Annotated in this window: 17 protein-coding genes and 3 pseudogenes; 5 read left to right on the top strand and 15 right to left on the bottom strand. The window is 73.8% G+C overall.

Annotation, left to right across the window (positions count from 1 at the left end):
- Positions 1-8: 8 nt before the first annotated feature.
- From KRR39_RS24130 to KRR39_RS01640, 6 genes and pseudogenes are all read right to left on the bottom strand, one after another.
- Positions 9-215 (bottom strand): hypothetical protein, encoded by a 207-nt coding sequence (locus tag KRR39_RS24130; protein ID WP_254185441.1) that lies wholly within the window; start codon positions 213-215, stop codon positions 9-11.
- 85 nt (positions 216-300) lie between these two features.
- Positions 301-456: pseudogene (locus tag KRR39_RS25785) on the bottom strand (PPA1309 family protein); the annotation flags it as partial.
- A 110-nt stretch (positions 457-566) separates the two neighbouring features.
- The gene (locus tag KRR39_RS24120) at positions 567-923 is read right to left on the bottom strand and encodes a S16 family serine protease (RefSeq protein WP_254185440.1); all 357 of its coding nucleotides are present in this window, start codon (positions 921-923) and stop codon (positions 567-569) included.
- Between the two features lie 148 nt (positions 924-1,071).
- Positions 1,072-1,272, bottom strand: a pseudogene (locus KRR39_RS24115) (PDZ domain-containing protein); the annotation flags it as partial.
- 377 nt (positions 1,273-1,649) lie between these two features.
- Positions 1,650-1,922 carry a hypothetical protein gene (locus KRR39_RS01645; RefSeq protein WP_254185439.1) on the bottom strand — a complete coding sequence of 91 codons (273 nt, stop codon included), beginning with the start codon at positions 1,920-1,922 and terminating at the stop codon, positions 1,650-1,652.
- Between the two features lie 46 nt (positions 1,923-1,968).
- Positions 1,969-2,403: a molybdenum cofactor biosynthesis protein MoaE gene (locus tag KRR39_RS01640; RefSeq protein ID WP_254185438.1), complete on the bottom strand. Its 435-nt coding sequence runs from the start codon at positions 2,401-2,403 to the stop codon at positions 1,969-1,971.
- Between the two features lie 58 nt (positions 2,404-2,461).
- On the opposite strand from KRR39_RS01640, the gene KRR39_RS01635 reads away from it, so the two are divergent.
- On the top strand, positions 2,462-3,838 hold the full coding sequence (locus tag KRR39_RS01635) for a zinc-dependent metalloprotease (RefSeq protein WP_216940144.1): 1,377 nt from the start codon (positions 2,462-2,464) through the stop codon (positions 3,836-3,838).
- Entirely contained in the window at positions 3,835-4,401 is a 567-nt protein-coding gene (locus KRR39_RS01630) for an NUDIX hydrolase (RefSeq protein ID WP_254185437.1), read from the top strand. The genes KRR39_RS01635 and KRR39_RS01630 overlap by 4 nt, the downstream gene beginning before the upstream one ends.
- On the opposite strand, the gene KRR39_RS01625 is transcribed toward KRR39_RS01630, so the two are convergent.
- The 3 genes from KRR39_RS01625 to KRR39_RS01615 all read right to left on the bottom strand — a co-directional run bounded on the left by KRR39_RS01625 (position 4,374) and on the right by KRR39_RS01615 (position 7,198).
- On the bottom strand, positions 4,374-4,976 hold the full coding sequence (locus KRR39_RS01625) for a M48 metallopeptidase family protein (RefSeq protein WP_216940142.1): 603 nt from the start codon (positions 4,974-4,976) through the stop codon (positions 4,374-4,376). The genes KRR39_RS01630 and KRR39_RS01625 overlap by 28 nt on opposite strands.
- Before the next feature lie 10 nt (positions 4,977-4,986).
- Positions 4,987-6,030 (bottom strand): PHP domain-containing protein, encoded by a 1,044-nt coding sequence (locus KRR39_RS01620; RefSeq protein WP_216940140.1) that lies wholly within the window; start codon positions 6,028-6,030, stop codon positions 4,987-4,989.
- Positions 6,031-6,391: 361 nt separating this feature from the next.
- Positions 6,392-7,198: an enoyl-CoA hydratase/isomerase family protein gene (locus tag KRR39_RS01615; RefSeq protein ID WP_216940138.1), complete on the bottom strand. Its 807-nt coding sequence runs from the start codon at positions 7,196-7,198 to the stop codon at positions 6,392-6,394.
- A 263-nt stretch (positions 7,199-7,461) separates the two neighbouring features.
- Here KRR39_RS01615 and KRR39_RS01610 point away from each other — a divergent pair, with 263 nt between their 5' ends.
- From KRR39_RS01610 to KRR39_RS01600, 3 genes are all read left to right on the top strand, one after another.
- A complete protein-coding gene (locus tag KRR39_RS01610) occupies positions 7,462-7,620 on the top strand; it encodes a DUF5679 domain-containing protein (RefSeq protein WP_091115022.1) in 159 nt (52 codons plus the stop codon).
- A gap of 118 nt (positions 7,621-7,738) precedes the next feature.
- On the top strand, positions 7,739-8,611 hold the full coding sequence (locus KRR39_RS01605) for a TOMM precursor leader peptide-binding protein (protein ID WP_216940137.1): 873 nt from the start codon (positions 7,739-7,741) through the stop codon (positions 8,609-8,611).
- A gap of 141 nt (positions 8,612-8,752) precedes the next feature.
- Positions 8,753-10,087 carry an ABC1 kinase family protein gene (locus KRR39_RS01600; RefSeq protein WP_216940127.1) on the top strand — a complete coding sequence of 445 codons (1,335 nt, stop codon included), beginning with the start codon at positions 8,753-8,755 and terminating at the stop codon, positions 10,085-10,087.
- Between the two features lie 5 nt (positions 10,088-10,092).
- Here KRR39_RS01600 and KRR39_RS01595 read toward each other — a convergent pair whose 3' ends face one another.
- The 6 genes and pseudogenes from KRR39_RS01595 to KRR39_RS01570 all read right to left on the bottom strand — a co-directional run bounded on the left by KRR39_RS01595 (position 10,093) and on the right by KRR39_RS01570 (position 13,894).
- Positions 10,093-10,263, bottom strand: coding sequence for a hypothetical protein (locus KRR39_RS01595; protein ID WP_216940125.1), 171 nt, complete (start codon positions 10,261-10,263; stop codon positions 10,093-10,095).
- A 152-nt stretch (positions 10,264-10,415) separates the two neighbouring features.
- Positions 10,416-10,646: pseudogene (locus KRR39_RS01590) on the bottom strand (putative WhiB-interacting protein); the annotation flags it as partial.
- A gap of 10 nt (positions 10,647-10,656) precedes the next feature.
- A complete protein-coding gene (locus tag KRR39_RS01585; RefSeq protein WP_216940122.1) occupies positions 10,657-10,818 on the bottom strand; it encodes a putative WhiB-interacting protein in 162 nt (53 codons plus the stop codon).
- Positions 10,819-10,892: 74 nt separating this feature from the next.
- Positions 10,893-11,183, bottom strand: coding sequence for a WhiB family transcriptional regulator (locus tag KRR39_RS01580; protein WP_216940115.1), 291 nt, complete (start codon positions 11,181-11,183; stop codon positions 10,893-10,895).
- Between the two features lie 113 nt (positions 11,184-11,296).
- The gene (locus KRR39_RS01575; protein WP_216940114.1) at positions 11,297-11,545 is read right to left on the bottom strand and encodes a hypothetical protein; all 249 of its coding nucleotides are present in this window, start codon (positions 11,543-11,545) and stop codon (positions 11,297-11,299) included.
- Between the two features lie 228 nt (positions 11,546-11,773).
- On the bottom strand, positions 11,774-13,894 hold the full coding sequence (locus tag KRR39_RS01570) for an ATP-dependent DNA helicase UvrD2 (protein ID WP_216940113.1): 2,121 nt from the start codon (positions 13,892-13,894) through the stop codon (positions 11,774-11,776).
- Positions 13,895-13,917: the final 23 nt, after the last annotated feature.

Below are 13,917 nucleotides of genomic sequence, written 5' to 3'. Positions count from 1 at the left end.
TCCGGGTTTCAGTTCTCGAGGGTGCTGCGCACCAACTCTAGGAGTGCCGGCACCAGGTCAGGTGACTCCAGCACGGAGAAGGCGTCGTCGTGGGACCGCATCCGCAGGGCGCAGTACGTCGACCCGTCGCGGGTCGCGCCCGCGACGATCCGCACCTCCTGGCGGTCCGGGTGCGCGGCGGCGTACTCCTCGGCGCTGCGCGGGTCGTCGGGCATCTGCTGGTCGGCCTCGGGGGGGCAGCACGAGGCGCTCGACCACCGCGGCGCAGCCGAACACCTCGGCGGGCCACATGATCTGCTCCAGCACCGACTCCAGCGGCTTGTCGACCGGCACCTCGTCCTGCTCGATCGGGGTCAGCGACCCCGCGGCGGTGGACTCCTCGAGCCCCATCGCCGCCGCCAGCGCGGGCTCGCGGGCGAGCAGGTCGGTGGTGGGGACGAGCGCGTAGAGCCGGGCGGGCTGGTCCCAGCCGGCCTCGGAGGCGTGCTCCTCGATCTCGCGTACGGCGGCGCGCAGCACCGGGTCGACCTCGGGGCCCGCCGGCGGGGTCGGCGTCTGCTCCTCGCTCATCGGCAGGAGGGCAGGTCGGCGGACGGGTCCTGGGCGTAGGCCTTCAGCGACGCGACCGCACTCTTCAGGGTGGCAGCCTTCACGAGCAAGATGTCGTCCTTCGTCACGTCGGCGTGGAGGGCCGAGTCGCAGTTGGCCGGAGGCACGAGGAAGATCTTGGCGCCCGCGTCCGCGGCGGCCACGATCTTCTGCTGGATGCCTCCAATGGGTCCAACGCGTCCGTCGGCACTGATGGTTCCCGTTCCGGCGATGTTGGCTCCCCCGGTCAGGGAGCCGGGCGTCAGGGTGTCGTAGACGCCGAGGGAGAAGATCAGCCCCGCGCTGGGGCCGCCGATGTCGTCGCCGAGCCGCACCTCGACGTCGAACGGGAAGTCGTAGGAGGGCTGGATCTGGATGCCCAGCAGCGCCTTGGACGGGTCGTCGGGCGATGCCGCGGGGGGTCACCGTCACGGTCTTCGTCGCCCCGCCCCGGCGGACCTCGAGGGTGACGGGCGTGCCCGCACCGGCCGCCTGGACGGCACGGGTGACCGCCTGGGCGTTCCTGGTGGGCGTGCCGTCCACGCGGGTGATGACGTCGCCGGGCCGCAGCCGGCCCCGGGCCGGCGCCCCCTTGCTCACCGAGACGACCTTCACCGTGGTCGGCAGGTGGTAGCCCAGCGCGCGCAGCGCGGCGACCTTGGCGGAGTCCTGGGAGCTGACCATCTCCCCGGCGCTCTGCTTCTCGACCTCGTCGGCGCTCTGCTCCGGTGGGTAGATCACGTCGCGCGGGTAGACCGCCCGGGCACCGTCGAACCAGGCGGCGAGCGCCTCGCCGAGCCCGATCCGGTGGGTCGGGTTGGTCACCGACACCGTCGTCAGCCGCAGGTCACCCTCGGTCGGGAAGGTCTTGTGGCCGCTCACCGAGATGATCGGCTGGTCCTTCGACTTCCCGAGGACGTTGATCGTCGGACCGGGGCTCTCGGTGACGTAGGGCACCGGGAGGAAGGCAGCGACCGCGACCAGGGCGACCAGCAGGCTGAACACCGAGATGCTGGCCAGGCTGCGGCGGTTCATGCCGCAACCTTCTCATCACACCACAACTATGCGGAGCGTCGGGTGCCGTCCTGGCCGGAGGGACGCGGGGTGCCGGACCGGGACGGCCGGACGGCGATGCCGGTGCTCCGGTCGCGGGCCGCGACGGGTCCCGCGCGACCGGCTCCGGGGTGCTCGCGGACGATCGCCGCCGCGAACTTCTCGTAGGCGGCGCCGGTGCGGTCGGTCTCCTCGCGCTGGGGACGGCCCGCCCAGGCGGCCCAGACCATCGCGATCACGAGGACCACGCCCGAGGGCACCAACCACGCCAGGATCTCCACGTCGGCAGCCTAGGCAGCGCGACGCGGGTTGCCGGTGAGCCACGCCCTACGGCGTGCCGACCCACTCGTCGGTGCCGTCGGTGAAGACCTGGTGCTTCCAGATCGGCACCGACGCCTTGAGCTCGTCGATGAGTGCGCGGGAGGCCTCGAAGGCCTCGCCCCGGTGCGCGGCAGCGGTGGCCACCACGACGGCGGCGTCGCCGATCGCGAGCCGGCCGACCCGGTGCACCGCGGCGACCGCGATCACGTCGTACTTCTCGGCGATCCGCTCCGCGACCTCGACCAGCCGCTGCATCGCGGTCGGGTGCGCGGAGTAGTCCAGGCCGGTGACGCCCTGGTCGTGGTCGTGGTCGCGGACGGTGCCGACGAACACGTCCACTCCCCCGGCGGCCCGGTCGGCCAGGGCGGCGAGCACCTCGGCCACGTCGAGCGGGGTCTCCCGGATGTCGACGAGGCGTACGACGGGCAGGTCGGTGGTCACGCGTCGAGCGTACCCACACGGTGCGCCGCCCGTTGGACGCGGCGAGTAGTTTGGGGGCATGACGAACGAGCCAGGCGACCGTCCGGACGACGAGCAGCCCAACCCCTTCAAGGGCACCCCGTTCGAGCAGATCTTCAACGCGTTCGGCGGCCTCGGCGGCTCCGGAGGCGGCTTCCCGGGGATGCCGGGAGGCGCCGGCATGCCCGACCTGTCGGCGCTGATGAGCCAGATGCAGGCGATGATGTCGCCGCACGAGGGGTCGGTGAACTGGGCGCTGGCCAAGGACGTGGCCCGCCGCACCGTGGCCGAGCAGCCGGACCCGTCCCCGACCGAGCGGCAGGCCGGCGAGATCGCCGACGCGCTGCGGCTCGCGGACCACTGGCTCGACTCGTCGACGGAGTTCGCCTCCGGCGTGACCTCGTCCGCGGCCTGGAGCCGCGCCGAGTGGGTCGAGCAGACCATCGACGTCTGGAAGGTCCTCGTCGAGCCGGTGGCGGAGCACGTGGTGTCCGCGATGGGCGGCGCGCTCCCGCCCGAGGCGCAGCAGATGGCCGGACCGCTGATGGGGCTGCTCGGCCAGGCCGGCGGCGCGATGTTCGGCAGCCAGGTCGGGCAGGCGCTCGGCGGGCTCGCCGGGGAGGTGCTCAGCGCCTCCGACATCGGCCTGCCCCTCGGACCCGGCGGCAAGGCGGCGCTGCTGCCGGTCAACGTCGCGGCCTTCGCCGACGGCCTCGACGTCGGCCAGGACGACGTGCTCCTCTACCTGGCGCTGCGCGAGGCGGCCCACCAGCGGCTCTTCGCGCACGTGCCGTGGCTGCGCGGGCACCTGCTCGCGGCGGTCGAGGACTACGGCCGCGGCACCACCATCGACATGTCCAAGATCGAGTCGTCGATGCGCGACATCGACCCGACCAACCCGGCCTCGATCCAGGAGGCACTCGACGGCGGCCTGTTCGAGCCCGAGAAGTCACCGGCCCAGCAGGCCGCGCTGACCCGGCTCGAGACGATCCTCGCGCTGGTCGAGGGCTGGGTCGACGAGGTCGTCGGCCAGGCCACCGAGACCCGGATGCCGGCCGCCGCCAAGATGCAGGAGGCGGTCCGCCGCCGTCGCGCCGCGGGCGGGCCGGCGGAGTCCACGTTCGCCGCGCTCGTCGGCCTCGAGCTGCGGCCGCGCCGGCTGCGCGACGCCTCCGCGCTGTGGGGCTCGCTGCGCTCCCGCAAGGGACAGGACGCCCGCGACGCGGTCTGGTCGCACCCCGACCTGCTGCCCACCTCGGCCGACCTGGACGACCCGCTCGGCTTCCAGGAGGGCTCGGTGCCGGCGTCCCAGGCGCTGTCCGACGACGAGTTCGACGCCGCGCTGGCCGAGCTGCTCGACAACGAGTCGGGTGACGGCGACGCCGGCGGCACCGGGGGCGGTCAGCCCACCCCGTGACCGCGCTGCACGACGACGCCCTCGCGACGCTGCGGGCGTGGGGGTCCGGCGACGCCCGCCAGCAGGCGCTGCGCGAGCGGATGGTGACCCACCTCGAGGCGCACCCGGACGGTCTCGGGCGCTCCTGCCCCGGTGCGCACGTCACGGCCGGGGTGCTGGTGCTCTCCGACGACCACCGGCACGTGCTGCTCACCCTGCACGCCAAGGCCCGCCGGTGGTTCCACCTCGGCGGTCACTGCGAGCCGCAGGACCGGACCCTGGCGGCGGCCGCGCTGCGCGAGGGCCTCGAGGAGTCCGGCGTCCCGGACCTGGTGCTGGTGCCCGGCCCGCTGCACCTCGACGCGCACGTCGTGGGCTTCTGCGGCGAGCACCCGCAGGTGACCCACCTCGACGTACGGTTCCTCGCGCTGGCGCCCGCCGGGGCGGTGCCGGAGGTCAGCGAGGAGTCGCTGGACGTGCGGTGGTGGCCGGTCGGGGACCTGCCCACCGAGTCCGCGGAGCTCCGCGAGCTGGTCGCGGCCGGTGTCGCGCTGGCTCAGGCGTGGTCGTCGCGGGCCATCTGAGCGGCCCCCTCGTCGGAGCAGTCCGGCGGCCCGGCCGCCACGTCGAGCGACGAGGCGGCGGCGACGCCCTCGAGGAACCCCTTGGCCCGCTCGGCCTTCGGGTAGCGGTCCACCCAGGCCCAGAACGACGGGGTGTGGCCGGCCTCGATCAGGTGCGCGAGCTCGTGCACGAGGACGTAGTCGATCACCCAGGCCGGCATGCCCTGCAGCCGGACGGACAGCCGGATCGACCGGTCGCTGGGCGTGCAGCTGCCCCACCGGCTGTTCTGGTTGGCCACCCAGCGCACCTGCAGCGGCTCGGCGAGGCCGTCGAGGAACTTCGCGCTGAGCTCGGTGGCCCGGCGCTCGAGCCCGGCGTCGCTGGGACGCCGGCGCCGCTCCGAGCGCTCGAGCCGGGCCAGCATGGTGGCCACCCACTCCCGCTCCTCGGCGCGGGTGAACCGGGCCGGGACGAGCACCACGACCTTGTCGTCCTCGCGGTAGGCGGCGACCGTGCGGCGGCGCTTGCGCGACCGGCGGACCTCGACGACGGGGTCGCCCGGGAGGTCGTCGGAGGTCGCCTGCGCTGCGCTCATGTGACGGAGATTACCCGTTCGCCCAGGCGAGGAGGCGCTCGCGCGGCCAGGTGTTGACGATCCGGTCCAGCGGTACGCCGAGCCGCTCGGCCCGCTCCGCGCCGTACGCCAGGAAGTCGAGCTGGCCCGGCGCGTGCGCGTCGCTGTCGATCGAGAACAGGCAGCCGGCCTCCAGCGCGAGCCCGACCAGCTCGTCGGGCGGGTCGCAGCGCTCGGGCCGGGAGTTGATCTCCACCGCGACGTCGTGCTCGGCGCAGGCCGCGAACACCGCCTGCGCGTCGAAATCGCTCGGCGGCCGGGTGCCACGGCCGCCGGTGACCAGCCGACCGGTGCAGTGCCCCAGGACGTTGGTGCGCGGGGTGCGGATCGCGCCGAGCATCCGGCGGGTCATCGGGGCGGGGTCCATCCGCAGCTTGGAGTGCACGGAGGCGACCACCAGGTCCAGGCGGCCGAGCATCTCCTCGGTCTGGTCCAGGCCGCCGTCCTCGAGGATGTCCACCTCGATGCCGGTCAGCATCCGGAAGCCGCCGCCGGCCGCGAGGTGCTCGTTGACGGCCGCGACCACGGCCAGCTGCTCGGTGAGCCGGGCCGCCGAGAGCCCGTTGGCGACCCGGAGCCGGGGCGAGTGGTCGGTGAGCACGACGTACTCGTGACCGAGCTCGAGCGCGGTCATCGCCATCTCCTCCAGCGGCGAGCCGCCGTCGGACCAGTCCGAGTGCGTGTGCAGGTCGCCGCGCAGCGCCGCCCGGTAGGCCTCGCCGCCCGCGACCAGCGGTCCGGCGGTCTCCTCCAGCTCGGAGAGGTACGCCGGCACCCGGCCGGCGACGCAGTCCTCGACGAGGGCGGCGGTCTTCGCGCCGATCCCGGGCAGGTCGCGCAGGGTGCCGGCGGCGGCCCGTTCGCGGACCTCGGCGGCGTCGAGGGTGAGCAGCGTGGCGGCCGCGCCGCGGTAGGCCTTGATCCGGTAGCCGTCGGCCAGCCGGCGCTCGAGCAGGAACGCGATCCTGCGCAGGGTGGCGACCGGGTCGGGGCCGGTCGGGGCGCCACGGCTCACGTCCCGCCCCCCTTTCGTCCGGCGATATGCCGACTTTTTCCGTCCACACGGTGTGCACGGCCATTCTTGCTGGTCAGCGCGCAGCGCGACAGACCGCCGGGCGTGTCCCCCACAGGCTTGTCCCCGCTCTCCACCGCCCGGTCCACAGGCTGTGGAGCACCGTCCACACGTCGTCCACAGGGTTATCCACAGGGGTGGACGACCGGTCGTTGACCCTCGTCCCGGGCGCCCCTAGGTTGGTCGGCAGATGAGGCCCCCGGCCGACTCGGTGTGACGCTCGCAGGGGAAGGCAGGCGGCGCACCGGCGAGGCAGGGGGCCTCTTTCTCCGCGGGGCCCCCGTCGCGCACCGCCGACCGGCGTTCAGCGCCCGGTGAACCGCGGGGCCCGCCGCTCGCGGGCGGCGGCGATGCCCTCCTGCAGGTCGGCGGTGGCCAGCGTGAGCGGCTGGGCGAGCGCCTCCCACTGCACGGCGCTCTCGAAGTCCGCGTGCCCGCCGTCGCGCAGCGCGAGCGTGGTGAGCCGGCTCGCCACCGGGGCCGTGGCGGCGATGCCGGCGGCGACCGCGAGGACACCGTCGAGGAAGCTGTCCGCGGGCAGCACCCGGGAGACGAGACCGAGGCGCAGCGCCTCGTCGGCGTCCACGGTGCGGCCGGTCAGCAGCAGGTCGCGGGCGTGCGCCTCGCCGACGACGTTCGGCAGCAGGTACGTCGCGGCCATCCCGGCGTGCATCCCGAGCCGCACGAACGGCACGCCGAGCCGGGCGCCCTGGGCGGCGTACCGGAGGTCGCAGGCGAGCGCCAGGCAGAGGCCGGCCCCGATCGCCGGGCCGTTCACGGCGGCGAGGGTCGGCACCTCGAGCCGGCGGACCGAGAGCCAGGCGCGGTAGAACGCGATCATCCGGGTGCGCAGCTCGTCGACGGTCGCGTCGGGCTCGCTGGCGATCCAGGAGGTGTCGCCGCCCGAGCAGAACGCGCTCCCGGAGCCGGTGACGACCACCGCGCGGACGTCCCGGTCCGTGGCCAGCTCGTCCACCGCGGCCACCCAGGACTGCGTCATCTCCTCCGACATCGCGTTGCGCTGCCCGGGGTTGTCCAGGGTGAGCACCGCGACACCGTCGTCGCGGCGCTCGAGGCGGAGGTGGGCGCGGTCGGGGGAGGTGTCGGTCATGGGCGGGACCCTACCGATCCGGAGCGCTCCGGCGCCGCTCGTGAGAGATCCCTCGCAGCCCGGGAGCCGCAAGCCGTCAAATCCGGCGAAGGGTGCAAAACGCCTGGACGCTGAGCGTGAATCGGCCCGGATGAGGCTGCGCCTGCATGAATCGGCCCGCCGCCTGCCGTAGTGTGCGGAGCGGTCGCCACCCGGCGCGGCCCCGGCGGGTCTTCCCAAGACTCCCGCCGACGACCAGTTCGACGATAAGCAAGGAGGCCGTCATGGCGGAGACCTGGAGCGGCGAGTTCTACTGCGTGAAGTGCAAGGAGAAGCGCGAGGCGGAGGGCGAGGTCAAGGTGAACGACAAGGGCACCCGCATGGCGAAGGCCGTGTGCCCCGTGTGCAGCACCAACCTGAACCGCATCCTCGGCAAGGCCTGAGCACCTAGCGACTCAGTCTCTCTGCAGCGGGATCCCCTCGGGGGGTCCCGCTGCTGCTGTGTCCGGACCCTGTGGACGAGCGTTCGCGCCGCCCCGGCGGCTGGGCAAGGCTGGCCGCATGCGTCCGATCCTCCGCCCCGGCACCCACGTGCTCAGCCGCGGCACCGGCGAGCTCCAGGTGGGGCTCGACCCGCGCACCGCGCTGGTGCTCCCCGACTCGCCCCCGGTCCGGGACGCGCTGCGGCTGATCGCCGCGTCGGCGGACGTCGCCGAGCACCGCGACGGCGCCACCCTCGACGTGCTCGCCGCCCACGACCTGCTGCTCGACGAGCGGGCGCTCGTGCCGCCACCCGGTCGCGACGCCCTCGCCGGCCCCACGGTCGCCGCGCTCGCGCGGTCCGCCGGCCCCCGGGCACCGGACGTCCGTCGCGCGCGCGGCCGGTGGCGCACCGAGACGCGCACCTTCGGGCACCCCGCCGGGTCCGTCGTGCGGCGGGACCTGGAGGCGCTGCTCGAGACCGCCGGGCTGCACGCGCACCGGGGCCGCTCCGCACCCGACTGCGGCGTGCTCGTCGGGGTCGGCGAGCCCGACCGGGAGCTGGTCGACGCGTGGACCCGCGCCGGGACGCCGTACCTCCTGGTCCGGCTCACCGAGGGCCGCGCGGTCGTCGGCCCGTTCGTGGTGCCGGGCACGACCGCGTGCCTGCGCTGCCTGGACGCCCACCACACCGACGTCGACCCGGCGTGGCCGCTGCTGGTCCGGCAGTACGCCGCCGCCTGCTCGCGCGACCGGGCCGACGGCGCCCCCGAGCCGCTCGACCCGCTGCTCGCCGCGATCGCCGTCGGCTGGGCGGCCCGCGACCTGGCGGCGTACGTCGACGGGCACCGCCCCTCGACCTGGTCGACCACCCTCACGCTGCACACCGGCGTCGCCGCGCTCGAGTCGCGGTCCTGGCTGCGCCACCCCGGGTGCAGCTGCAGCTGGGACTGACCGGTCCGGGGCCCCGGCCCGGGCATCGCGGGGCCGCCGCGCCGTCGCCGGACCCGCCCGGTGTGGACCGGTCGGACACAATGGGGACATGCGCACCTCACGCACCTGCTCGCCGCACCACCCCACGCCCGGGAACCCGGCATGACCGAGCTCCCCCGCCGCGCCCTGGGCCGCACCGCACGACTGGCGGCGCTGCCCCTGGGCTACGCCGGCCGCACGGCGGTCGGGATGGGCCGGCGGTTCGGCGGCGCCAACGCCGACGCGGTGATGCTCGACGTCCAGCAGCGCACCGCCGAGCAGCTGTTCAAGACCCTGGGCGACCTCAAGGGCGGCGCGATGAAGATGGGCCAGGCGCTGTCCATCATGGAGTCGGTGCTCCCCGAGGAGCTGGCCGAGCCCTACCGCCGCCAGCTCACCAAGCTCCAGGACTCCGCTCCCCCGATGTCGGCGGCCACCGTGCACCACGTGCTGGCCTCCCAGCTCGGCACCGGCTGGCGCCGGCAGCTCGTCGAGTTCGACGACGACCCCGCGGCCGCCGCGTCGATCGGGCAGGTGCACAAGGGCCGCTGGGCCGACGGCCGCCAGGTCGCGGTCAAGGTGCAGTACCCCGGCGCCGGCGAGGCGTTGATGTCCGACCTCCGCCAGCTCAGCCGGGTGGCCCGCACCGTCGGCTCGATGATCCCGGGCATCGACATCAAGCCGTTGATCACCGAGCTCCAGGACCGGGTCGCCGAGGAGCTCGACTACGCGCTGGAGGCCGAGGCGCAGGCGGCCTTCGCCGAGGCGTTCCGGGGCGACCCGGACTTCCTGGTCCCCGGCGTGGTCGCGCACACCGACAAGGTGCTGGTCTCGGAGTGGATCGACAGCCCCGCCTCCCTGGCCCGGCTGATCGCCGAGGGCACCCAGGAGGAGCGCAACCACTACGGCGAGCTCTACGTCCGCTTCCTGTTCGAGGGCCCGGCCCGCGCCGGCCTGCTGCACGCCGACCCGCACCCCGGCAACTTCCGGGTGCTGGCCACCGAGGACGGCGCGCTGGGCGGCCTCGGGATCGTCGACTACGGCGCGGTGGCCCGGCTGCCCGAGAAGTCCCTGCCGCACACCATGGGCTCGCTGATCCGGATCGCGACGTACGACGACTACGCCGACGTCCTGGAGGGCCTGCGCTCCGAGGGCTTCGTGAAGCCGAACATCACCATCGACCCCGAGGAGCTCCGCGACTACCTCGGCCCGTTCGTCGAGCCGGCCCGCCCGGAGACGTTCGCGTTCTCCCGGGGCTGGATGCGCGAGCAGTTCCAGCGGGTCCAGGACCCGCGCCAGCCCGGCTCGACGTTGGCGCTCCGGCTGAACCTGCCCCCGTCGTACCTGCTGATCCACCGGGTCTGGATCGGCAGCATCGGGGTGCTCTGCCAGCTCGAGGCGGAGCTGCCGTTCCGGCAGATCCTCACCGACGCGCTGCCGGGGTTCGCCGAGGCCTGACCGGCCTACCACCACTCGCTGTCGAGCTTGCCCTCGATCGCGCGCAGGTGCTCGCGCGAGCAGCCGGTGCAGAACACCCGGGACCGGCCGTTCTCCACCGCCGTGGTCCAGGTCAGCGGCAGCTCGGCGTCGGGCGCGGTCGTCCCGCAGAAGTCGCAGGTCGGTCGTGCGGTCATCTCGTCATCGTAGGACGCGGCCGGGCCCCGCAGCGGCTCGCTGCGGGGCCCGGGTGGTGGTGGTGGTGCGGTGGTGGTGGTGCGGTGTGCTCACGACTGGGAGCGGAGGTCCCCCGACGGCGACAAGCCTCGGTGGTCAGGGGACTCCGGCCTCAGAGCGAGCGGGCGAGTGCGAGTCGCGCCTGCTGGGCGGCGCGCTCGGCACGGCGGGAGAGCCGCCGGGCCATCGCGAGCTGGTGCCCGCGTCGCAGTTCGTGCGCCTCTCCCAGGCGCTCGGACATCTGTGCCCGCGCCAGGTCTTCGTTCATGAGATTCATCTTGGTGCTCCGGTTCGTGTGGTGGTTCATGGGTGAGGGTCGTCCTTCGTGTGGTGCTCGGGCCGAGGTGTCTCGGTCAGAGCGAGCGGGCGAGCACGAGTCGAGCCTGGAGGGCTGCCCGCTCCGCGCGACGCGAGCTGCGTCGGGCGAGAGCGAGGTAGTGGCCGCGCCGTAGCTGCTCGGCCTCCCCCACCCGCTCGAGGTACTGCGACCTCGCGATGGTCTCGTTTCCGTACATGGCACTCTCCGTCGGTCGTGTGCTGCTGGCTGGTCGTCTCACTGGTGCTGTGCTGGTGCTGACCCGGCTGCCGGTCAGGCCGCCACGTCGTTCTTGCGGGGCCGGCCACGGGGCCGCTTGCGGGGGATCACCACTCCCTGCAGGAACAGCTCGCCGCCCCACACCCCCCAGGGCTCCCGCCTGTCGAGGGCTCCGGCGAGGCACTCCGCGCGGACCGGGCAGTCCAGGCAGAGGGCCTTGGCCACCTCGACGTCCTGCGGGGTCTCGGCGAAGAACAGCTCGGGGTTCTCGCGTCGGCACGGCAGCTGGTCGTCGGCGATCTCGGCCGCGGGGACCGCGTACGTGTCGAGGACGCTGATACTCATCTCTTGTCACCTCCTTGTGACTTCGATCTCTGGTGGGAGAAACAGAAAGGCCGCGGATCCCGGGTTTCGGGTTCCGCGGCCTGGAGGCTGCCGAGCTGATGAAGGAGCTTCATCTAGATCGGCGGACTCCAGGCGGAGGTACCCGGGAACGCACCCGTGGTGACGGCGACGCCGGCGACGAGGCGGTAGCCATCGATCACCAGGGCCTGGTCCATGAGGGCGCACACCTGGCCAGACACGACGGACATGGGCGCGGTCGTCATCGGGAAGGCGCGCAGGGATGCCACGCGGACGCGAGAAACGGCCAGGCCACGGTCGACGTGCTGGCTGAAGTTCACAATGGTGTTGATCACTGCGATCACCTCCTCTGGGTGACGGGCGCGGGCCTTGTCAGGGCCGGTGTGCGCGGGGTCGGACTGAACGAGAGAGAACTTACCGGTCCGGCCCTGTAAGCGGCAATCGATTTTTTGGGTATTTCCGCGAATTTCTTCGCGCGCATCTTCCGATGGCCCGGACGGGCCATCACAGCGCCCTCGGACGGTGTTGCCCGGTGGCCGCCCGGTGGCCGCCCGGTGGCCCCCCGGTGGCCCTCAGTCCGCCGCCGGCGCCTCGTCCGGCACCGGTGGCGCGCCGTCGTGGAGGACCTCGTCGCCGGCGACCACGGCCAGCACCTCGTCGCCGTACTTCGTGAGCTTGGACGCGCCGATGCCGTTGATCCGCAGCAGGGCCTGGGGATCCGCCGGCTGGACCTCCGCGATCGCCTCCAGCGTCAGGTCGGTGAACACGACGTACGCCGGCACCCGCTCCTGCGCCGCCCGGGACGCCCGCCAGGCCCGCAGCCGCTCGAACAGCTCCTCGTCGTACGACGCCGGGCAGCCCTCGCAGCGGCCCCTCTTGCGCTCCGCGGTCGTGCCGAGCGGCGTGCCGCACTCGCGGCAGTGCGCGACCGTCCGGCGGATCCGGCTGGAGGGCCCGCGTGCGGGGGCGGCCTCCGAGACGCTCGTGGGGCGCAACCCGGCCAGGAAGCGCGACGGCTTGCGGGAGGACCGGCCGCCGGGGGTGCGGGCCAGCGACCAGGAGACCGTCAGCCGGGCCCGGGCGCGGGTCATGCCGACGTAGAGCAGCCGGCGCTCCTCCTCCACCGCGGCCGGGCCCTCGGCGTAGATGATCGGCATCGTGCCCTCCTGCATGCCGGCCACGAACACCACGTCCCACTCGAGGCCCTTGGCGGCGTGCAGGGTCGCCAGCGTGACGCCCTCGGCGACCGGCGCGTGCTGCTCGGTGGCCCGGCGGTCCAGCTCCGCGACGAAGTCGGCCAGCGTGGCGTCGGCCCGGCCGGCCAGCAGCTCCTCGCCCTGGGAGACGATCGCCTGCAGGGACTCCCAGCGGTCGCGGGCGTTGCCGCGCCCGGTCGGCGGCTTCTCCGACCAGCCCATCCCGGACAGCACGGCCCGGACGTCCTCGACCAGCCCGCCCCCGGACCCCTCGCCGCCGCGGGCGTTGCCGCGCAGCAGCGTGACGGCCTGCTTGACCTCGGCCCGCTCGAAGAACCGGGCCGCGCCGCGCAGGACGTAGGGCACCGAGCGCGCGACGAACGCCTCCTCGAACGCCTCGGACTGGGCGTTGATCCGGAACAGCACCGCGATCTCGCGGGCCGGGGTGCCGGCGTCGATCATCGCCCGGATGTCGGCGGCCACCTGCTCGGCCTCGGCGACCTCGTCGGAGTGCTCGGCGAACACGATCTCGTGGCCGCTCTCCTGCTGCGAGCGCAGCTGCACGCCGGCGCTCGAGGTGCCCGCGAGCAGCCGGTTGGCGGCGTTGACCACCTGCGGCGTGGACCGGTAGTTGCGGACCAGCTCCACCGACGTGGTGCGGGCGTGCTTCTTCGGGAAGTCCAGGAGGAAGGAGGAGTTCGCGCCGGCGAAGGAGTAGATCGTCTGGGCCGGGTCGCCCACCACGCACAGGTCGTCGCGCCCGCCGAGCCAGAGGTCGAGCAGCGCGGACTGGATCGGGCTGACGTCCTGGAACTCGTCGACCACGAACCACTTGTACTGCTGACGGACCTGGGCGGCGACCCGCTCGTCCTCGGCGAGCAGGGCGGCGGCGCACAGCAGGACGTCTTCCATGTCCATCCGGCCCTGCTCGCGCTTGACGTCCTCGTAGGTCGCGAACACCCGGGCCACCGTGGCGGCGTCCTGGCCGCTCACCGTCCGGCCGCGCGCCTCGGCGATCCGGGGGTAGTCGTCGGGCCGGACGTTGCTGACCTTGGCCCACTCCACCTCGCTGGCCAGGTCGCGCAGCGTGGACTGGTCGGTCTGCACCCGGTTGCGGCGGGCGGCGTTGCCAATCAGGCCGAGCTTGGACTCCGTGAGGGCGGGCAGGTCGCCGCCGTACACCCGGGGCCAGAAGAACCGGGCCTGGCGCAGCGCGGCGGAGTGGAAGGTGCGGGCCTGCACCCCGCCCGCACCGAGGGCGCGCAGCCGGGTGCGCATCTCGCCGGCCGCGCGGGTGGTGAAGGTGACCGCGAGCACCTCGTGCGGGTTGTAGACCCCCGAGGCGACGCCGTAGGCGATCCGGTGCGTGATCGCCCGGGTCTTGCCGGTGCCGGCGCCGGCGAGCACCCGGACCGGGCCACGCAGGGCCGAGGCGACCGCCCGTTGCTCGGGGTCGAGCGCGTCGAGGAGCTGGTCGGCGCTCGTGGCCGCGTGCATCAGGGAACAATCTCCTCGGATAG

Source organism: Nocardioides panacis, from assembly GCF_019039255.1.
GTDB classification, from domain to species: domain Bacteria; phylum Actinomycetota; class Actinomycetes; order Propionibacteriales; family Nocardioidaceae; genus Nocardioides_B; species Nocardioides_B panacis.
This window is presented reverse-complemented; position numbering and strand designations above follow the sequence as displayed.

What these genes read in the sequence shown, in the direction of transcription:
- KRR39_RS01615 (WP_216940138.1), bottom strand. Translation starts at nt 7,198, where the DNA reads ATGACCGACACCTCCCCCGACCGCGCCCACCTCCGCCTCGAGCGCCGC.
- KRR39_RS01595 (WP_216940125.1), bottom strand. Translation starts at nt 10,263, where the DNA reads ATGACCGCACGACCGACCTGCGACTTCTGCGGGACGACCGCGCCCGAC.
- KRR39_RS01570 (WP_216940113.1), bottom strand. Translation starts at nt 13,894, where the DNA reads ATGCACGCGGCCACGAGCGCCGACCAGCTCCTCGACGCGCTCGACCCC.
- KRR39_RS01625 (WP_216940142.1), bottom strand. Translation starts at nt 4,976, where the DNA reads ATGAGCGCAGCGCAGGCGACCTCCGACGACCTCCCGGGCGACCCCGTC.
- KRR39_RS24130 (WP_254185441.1), bottom strand. Translation starts at nt 215, where the DNA reads ATGCCCGACGACCCGCGCAGCGCCGAGGAGTACGCCGCCGCGCACCCG.
- KRR39_RS01635 (WP_216940144.1), top strand. Translation starts at nt 2,462, where the DNA reads ATGACGAACGAGCCAGGCGACCGTCCGGACGACGAGCAGCCCAACCCC.
- KRR39_RS01580 (WP_216940115.1), bottom strand. Translation starts at nt 11,183, where the DNA reads ATGAGTATCAGCGTCCTCGACACGTACGCGGTCCCCGCGGCCGAGATC.
- KRR39_RS01605 (WP_216940137.1), top strand. Translation starts at nt 7,739, where the DNA reads ATGCGTCCGATCCTCCGCCCCGGCACCCACGTGCTCAGCCGCGGCACC.
- KRR39_RS01585 (WP_216940122.1), bottom strand. Translation starts at nt 10,818, where the DNA reads ATGTACGGAAACGAGACCATCGCGAGGTCGCAGTACCTCGAGCGGGTG.
- KRR39_RS01600 (WP_216940127.1), top strand. Translation starts at nt 8,753, where the DNA reads ATGACCGAGCTCCCCCGCCGCGCCCTGGGCCGCACCGCACGACTGGCG.
- KRR39_RS01610 (WP_091115022.1), top strand. Translation starts at nt 7,462, where the DNA reads ATGGCGGAGACCTGGAGCGGCGAGTTCTACTGCGTGAAGTGCAAGGAG.